Source organism: Bartonella queenslandensis AUST/NH15, assembly GCF_000312585.1.
GTDB classification, from domain to species: domain Bacteria; phylum Pseudomonadota; class Alphaproteobacteria; order Rhizobiales; family Rhizobiaceae; genus Bartonella; species Bartonella queenslandensis_A.
Genome location: NZ_HE998007.1, coordinates 30,282 through 36,749 on the forward strand (window position 1 = coordinate 30,282; position 6,468 = coordinate 36,749).

At 36.4% G+C, this 6,468-nt stretch carries 8 protein-coding genes; all 8 read right to left on the reverse strand.

Annotated elements, in window-relative coordinates:
* Nucleotides 1-358 precede the first annotated feature (358 nt).
* A complete protein-coding gene (locus BN338_RS07000; RefSeq protein WP_039760412.1) occupies nt 359-808 on the reverse strand; it encodes a hypothetical protein in 450 nt (149 codons plus the stop codon).
* A 165-nt stretch (nt 809-973) separates the two neighbouring features.
* Nucleotides 974-1,375 (reverse strand): hypothetical protein, encoded by a 402-nt coding sequence (locus BN338_RS07005; protein ID WP_039760413.1) that lies wholly within the window; start codon nt 1,373-1,375, stop codon nt 974-976.
* A 373-nt stretch (nt 1,376-1,748) separates the two neighbouring features.
* The gene (locus tag BN338_RS07010; RefSeq protein WP_039760415.1) at nt 1,749-2,153 is read right to left on the reverse strand and encodes a hypothetical protein; all 405 of its coding nucleotides are present in this window, start codon (nt 2,151-2,153) and stop codon (nt 1,749-1,751) included.
* Nucleotides 2,150-2,647 (reverse strand): hypothetical protein, encoded by a 498-nt coding sequence (locus tag BN338_RS13165; RefSeq protein ID WP_051018508.1) that lies wholly within the window; start codon nt 2,645-2,647, stop codon nt 2,150-2,152. The genes BN338_RS07010 and BN338_RS13165 overlap by 4 nt, the downstream gene beginning before the upstream one ends.
* Before the next feature lie 64 nt (nt 2,648-2,711).
* Complete coding sequence (locus BN338_RS13170) at nt 2,712-2,984, reverse strand: hypothetical protein (protein WP_051018509.1); 273 nt, start codon at nt 2,982-2,984, stop codon at nt 2,712-2,714.
* Nucleotides 2,985-3,411: 427 nt separating this feature from the next.
* The gene (locus BN338_RS13175; protein ID WP_244427627.1) at nt 3,412-3,627 is read right to left on the reverse strand and encodes a hypothetical protein; all 216 of its coding nucleotides are present in this window, start codon (nt 3,625-3,627) and stop codon (nt 3,412-3,414) included.
* Nucleotides 3,551-3,733, reverse strand: a complete 183-nt coding sequence (locus BN338_RS13560; RefSeq protein WP_341872025.1) for a hemagglutinin repeat-containing protein — start codon at nt 3,731-3,733, stop codon at nt 3,551-3,553. Before BN338_RS13560 ends, BN338_RS13175 begins: the two co-directional genes overlap by 77 nt.
* Before the next feature lie 1,108 nt (nt 3,734-4,841).
* Nucleotides 4,842-6,218, reverse strand: coding sequence for an amino acid permease (locus BN338_RS07020; RefSeq protein WP_039760418.1), 1,377 nt, complete (start codon nt 6,216-6,218; stop codon nt 4,842-4,844).
* Nucleotides 6,219-6,468 lie beyond the last annotated feature (250 nt).

Here is a 6,468-nt window from a genome sequence, read left to right on the forward strand (position 1 = left end):
TGAAAAGCTCTTTACATCAAAACCACTTGCATAATATTTTGAATCTTCAGATAAAAACTAAAATACAATGCAATACTCACTACCCTTAAATTGAAAAGCATCAAAATCAGCTCTATGAAAGCAATCTGCTTCTATTGTTTAAGTTATTGTTTAAGCAGATATTTTAGTTAAGCTATTTGGAACCCCTTTTTACATTGAATAAATCTCTAAACATTCTCCAATATCATCATCTGACAATAACACTATTACCACTCTCAGAGCTGATGAATATCACTCTACTAGGAGGGAAAAAAGCTGTATTTCTCTCTCTTTTCTCCATAATATTTTTCATTCAATTATTGCTTTACAGATGAATATTTCATTTTTTCAAAGCTTTTTTTATTTTCCGGCGTTTTTTATCATTCTCAAGACGTAACATCAAATCTCGCTCCTGTTTTGTCGAATTGGTTACACCAAAAGTATCATTGTCCACAACCTGCTGATACCCTGCTATCATTAAATTGACTAAAAATGAATCACTTCGCGGCACCGATGAAAAATAGATTCCTTTTGAATCTTGTAATTTGTACCGATAACCTGCTTGAGTCATGCACTCATAAACTGCTGCAAACCCACTTACACGCGAATCCATATTTTCAGAAGAAGCGTAGATTGGTTTCCAACCACATTTTGACAGTGCTTGCTGGACTATAGATTTATTAACACTAGGCTTTTCCCATAATTCCAAAGTCGATGGAGGAGATTCGTTAATACATCCCGCCGAGCTGAATAAAATTATAGCACTCAATAACTTCAATACTTTTTGCATTTCCCCCCCCTCTTTCAATATTTACGATAGAAAGACCGATAAGTCTACTCATACTCGCTCACACGCGAGATGAATCTCGTTAGCACATAGATATTGAAGAAAAAATCCCGCCCCCCATGTAAAAACAAGAAGGTAAGGATTTTTGATTACAGCAGCTTCAATACCCTAAGGCTGACATTCAGATTGTTCTTTATGCTCTTGACAATGAAGACTATTCAACCGCCTCTCTACACTTCGCTGAGGAATAACAGCATCAGACTGACAAATTGGAAGATTTTCATATTTTTCACACCATTTCACCCTTCCCAATTTGTCCTGAAAACCTGCTTGTATCATGCATGCATTCACAGACTCCTCTTCATTGAATTTCTCATCTGTATTTTTTTCTGTATCAAGACGGCCATCAAGATGCTGCATTCCGCATTCCAACAGAGCTTTTTTGACCTCAAGTTGATCCGCCCCAGACTTTTCCCATGTATCTACAACTGTTCGAGAAGGCTGTTCTGGATAACATCCAGCCATAACAAATAAGGCTATCCCGCTTAATAATTTTAAAATCTTCTTCATTTTCCTATCCTTGAATAATTTTGATATTACGAAACAATCTATAAATTATTACATGCTATTTTTTCATTTCCAAAACAATGACGGACATTATCAATCTTTATTATCATTGATCTTTTTTCGACGATTATGCTATCCGACATTATATCAAAAACACAGTGAAAATTACTACTAAAATCATATTCTATCAATGTTATGCTGATCATTATTCTCAATGTTTTGATTATAATTGAAATAGATATTTTTATAAATTGTCGCGCCTACATTTTTAGACCCCATAGATAAATAGCGTTAAAATAATTGGTTGATGGAGCAATCCTGCACAGGCATGGGAACACATGAGAGCGGGGATTGTAGTTTCCGCAAACAGCAAGACTTAAGGCTGGCACTCCGATGCGTTTTTATACCTTTTACAAAACGGGCTGTCTAAGCGCTTTTCAACACTGCGCTTCGGAATGACCGCGCCTGATCGACAAATGGATAGGTTTTCTTCTTTAAAATTCTGACACCAAGTCCCCGCCCATTTATCTTTATACTGGAATCCTGCTTGAACCATACAAGCATCAGTGGTTGCCATTTGATTTAAGCTGCGATTGTCGTTTGCTGAATCAAGATCAATAAGGCTTGGCATGCCACATTCTAACAATGCTTTTCCTACCTCTGTAGAGTCTGCTCCTGGCTTCTTCCACATACTTACATACTCTGGAGGAGGTTTGTCCATATCACATCCAGTGACCGTTAATAAAATGAGTAGGCTTAATAAATTAAACAATATTTTCATTTTTTAGTCCCTGTTCTCGTTGAATAAAGTTTTTTAAAATCAAATGAACCGTAATTAGTTTTACACTCAGAACTCGCATTACCATAACAATTATGGGTACTAGGGTTATGGCCGATGATCGCTCCTCCTATCTCTCTGAGTGGTAAAACTAACGAATGGATTGAATCATATAGTTCGAAACGTACGTCATAAGCCGTAGGTGGGTTGGAACCAATTCCTGTACTAATGGGGTCTAATATATGACCTTGTACATAGATATAATTTTTTTCGCCATCGCTTAGATAATCTACCCTATTGGCTATCGATTGCAGATGAGCAGCCGCCCCCAAAAGGTAAAAGTCTGTTTTCTTGACTATACCGTGGATGCCATGCTCTTCAAGGTCACGCAATCCATTACCCTCTGTTATGGTACCGCGGCTATGCGCACTTACAATCGCTCCTGTATTGCCATAACGATAAATAAAATCTTGGAACTTCTTCGTCGAATTACTCAACCTCCAAGTGTTCCCCTCAAAAAACTTTTGATAAAATGCTATCCCTAACTCTACCAGCAGATCGTCAGCTTGGGGGGAAGTATGTAAAATAAAGGGGACCTTTTTTATTATCAGCCATTTGGACAGCATAACGCGCTGCATCATCTGGTGAATTAAAAATGCCATTGTAAAACATATAAACCTTGCCATCAGAACCTTTTTGTAAAGGCTTTTCTTCCTCTGGTTTTAAAAAGTGATACAGAGGTATTTTTCTTCCATAACTATCTTTTATAGATTTTCCATTTTCATCGGTTAAACAGAGGGTATTGCCATTTTCATCATGCTCTACCTCCCCCACTGGATGCTCTTTGACATAGGCGATTATACACTGCTCCCACAAGCGGTGCTACATTGAGCTGTCTTACCGCCTGGTAAGTTGCTGCGGTGTTGCGGTTGAGAAAACCAATGATTTTCCCAGCACCTTGCCCCATCGCCCTATGGTTGCTTTAACTGATTAGGATGATGGTGCCATCGCTGATAGCCGATTTGGTTTCACCTTCTGCTCCATTCTTGGCTTTCGCATGATCTAAGACATTTTTAACAATGTTTTTTGCAACACCATATTTGCCTCAGATCATGGGATCACCCGCAGAAATGCTAATCCCATCTCTATTGGCTTGAGCATCAGCACTGTTGGTGATATCACTCGTCGTAATGGTTCCTGTGATCAGTTTATTTTTGTCTACTGATACGGTGCTGTCGATAATACCCTAGTCAAGGGTTATTTAATTTTTAACATTGATCTCAAAGCCGCCCTCACCGGCTTTGATACCTGATTGCTCCACAACGCTGTGACAATCGCTAGAGGATTTATTCTTGTTAAAGGAAATATTGGTTGTCGCTACATCATCCTTTTTTTCACTATTAAAGCCAATGGAAAGGAGAGTTCTGCCTACTGAAAGTTTGCCCCGTATCACTGAGGCTGCTAATGGTGAAATCACCACCAACACCCATCTCTACAGGGTTTCCAGACAACATGGTCCCCGCTAATATGTTGTTTTCCCCACTATTGCTATGAACAGTGCCGGAGCCTACATTTGCAATCATATAAAAAGCAGTAATTGTAGCTTCTTTTTTGCATCCACATTAATATCACCCGTCGCACTAAGAATAGAGAAAACCGCGCGGTATGCGATTGAGATATATTGGAAGATTTACTACTGAAAAGTCCACTTTTAGACAATTGTTCTTGCTGATTATACTTCTCTTGCACGCTTTTAACGATAATATTGCGTAATCTTGTGCCTAAATACAGTTGCAAAATGCATTTTGTCTTCTTCCACTCGTGATAAAAATGAGCCCTGTACTGATATTATTTAACATTGTAACAAAAATCCACCAAAAACAGTCAATGAAACATATGCTTATAAACACTTTCTCCCTGCCCCTTTTAGCAATAAAAGAATCGTGAAAAAATGAGCACACGCGCATCATTCTCTTAGATTGACTCTTCTATGGATTTTATTGCAATATTTTACCGATTCTCTATGAAAGCTTTTGCAAACACAATAATACAATCCCCCCAATGAATCTGTTATCTGCTATTTTCTACCAACGCCTTTTTGAAAAAGATTTCTCCTCTTTACCCCATAATAACCGCAATATCCTTTTAAAGGACGCAAAAACCCCACTCTTCTTTTACAAGGAATTGCATAAAGAATTTCACCTTCGCTTCTACAGCGATTTCTTTTAAACAACAAAATTTAAAACCTCAATTTTTAAAAAGCTTTAAAATAACTTATCAGCTTAGTTAAGTATCGATGAAAAACATAAATCAAATAATAGAAATAATTATCACAATAACTTTTCTTGTGAAACAGAACTTCATTAATAAGTTTAGAAAAAGACATTTCCCTATAGGCCTGTATCTAGTAAAACCTATTAGCATTATTAGACATTCTAACATAAAACCATTTTAACAGGAAATATTTATATTAATAGCATAGCAGTGAATAGCACAGTTCAGCATCATAAAATACCTGATATTTACATGATGGAGTTGTTATCATCAACAATGGCGCACAAAAAATTCCAAAGCAAAATGGTAACGAACAGATTGTTGTCAATCTAGATTATTCCAATCTTTGGAGGACAGTGATCAAATACCCGTTCTCCTGAAGACATCAACCATTTCTTTATTCGTCTCATCTTTAATTTATTGCAGTTTCTTTTGCTTAAAATTATAAAGTTTAAGAGCATAGAAACAAATAACAAGCCAAGCAATCCAACTAACACCGACAATTAAAACTGGTCGTGTCTCATCGAAGTACCATAAGAGAATAAAAATAAAAACCATAAATAAAATAGAAAAAATTGACCCTATTGGCCAAAATGGAATGGGAAAGTTCAAACCATTCTGTACTTCTTTAGGCATCTTAATTCGCATAAAAATTTGCGAAAGTAGAATCATCATCCAAACAAAAACCGTCGCAAATGTTGCCATTGCAGCAATAAGAAAAAAAAGCTTTTCATGATAAAAATAATTAAGGACAGCACCAAAAAGAAAAATAGTAAAAATCATCAAAATAACAAAAACTGGTATACCGTTTTTTGATAAATATTGAAATTTTTTTAAAGCATAACCTTCCTGCGATAAACCATGGATCATACGACAAGCCCCATACATTCCACTATTCATTGCCGAAATAGCCGCTGTAACAACAACAATATTTAAAATATTTGCGGCATATGAAATCCCAAGATTTTCAAAAATGGATACAAAAGGACTATCCATAAGACCAATCTCATTCCAAGGATAAAGAGACATTAAAATAGCTAACGTCATGACGTAAAAAAGCAAAATACGAACTGGAGTAGAATTAATTGCTTTTGAAATCGTTTGATGAGGATTTTGAACTTCCATGACTGCCATACCAATGATTTCTATGCCCCCAAAAGCAAAGACAACAACACTAAAGCAAGCTAAAAAACCAAACCAACCATTGGGGAAAAGGCCACCATTCTTCCATAAATTATGAACAGTAACAGTAGAAGAACCTACACTTCCACCCCATCCCCAAAAAATAATTGCTATTCCTAAAATAATCATCGCAATGATAGCAATAACTTTAATAGAAGATAGCCAAAACTCTAGTTCACCATAGACTTCTACAGCAGCTAAATTAATACCTGTTATGATTAATGTAATACTCAGTGCCCATACCCAAGGAGCAACATCAGGATACCAAAAACCCATATAAGTCGCAAAAGCTGTAATATCAGCCAAACCAACAAGAATCATCTCAAATACATATGTCCATCCCGTTAAAAAACCTGCTAATGGTGATATGTAATTTGCCGCATAACGAGCAAAAGAACCAGGCAATGGATTATGAAGTATCATCTCTCCTAGAGCACGCATAACCATAAAAATAGCTAAACCAGCAATACAATAGGCAATCAAAACACTAGGCCCCGCAAGCTTAATTGCCTGTGCAGACCCATAAAAAAGACCTGTTCCAATAGCAGAGCCAAGAGCTAAAAAAATAACTTGGCGCTTACTCATCCCTCGTTTCAGTTCATTTATTGCCATTTCTTTCCTTACTTTTTGAAATGCTGACAATCCACACCCAAATAACAGCTTTATGATAAATAAAGCCTCAGGTTTCTTTCACAAATATATTTCAAACAATATCGAACACCGGCCAGTCCAACATTTTGTTCTAAACAATGAAAAAAACACTCTTATTGCAAATCATTCAGCTTTTGTAGCCTGCAATTTCGTATTACTTTATTTAAATACAAAGTGATAATGAATTTTTTTATAATTGTCATTTAATTCA

Bases quoted from the DNA above. Each gene is read 5' to 3' on its own strand.
- BN338_RS13560 (WP_341872025.1), bottom strand. From the start codon at position 3,733: ATGATTGCAAATGTAGGCTCCGGCACTGTTCATAGCAATAGTGGGGAA.
- BN338_RS07020 (WP_039760418.1), bottom strand. From the start codon at position 6,218: ATGGCAATAAATGAACTGAAACGAGGGATGAGTAAGCGCCAAGTTATT.
- BN338_RS07005 (WP_039760413.1), bottom strand. From the start codon at position 1,375: ATGAAGAAGATTTTAAAATTATTAAGCGGGATAGCCTTATTTGTTATG.
- BN338_RS07000 (WP_039760412.1), bottom strand. From the start codon at position 808: ATGCAAAAAGTATTGAAGTTATTGAGTGCTATAATTTTATTCAGCTCG.
- BN338_RS07010 (WP_039760415.1), bottom strand. From the start codon at position 2,153: ATGAAAATATTGTTTAATTTATTAAGCCTACTCATTTTATTAACGGTC.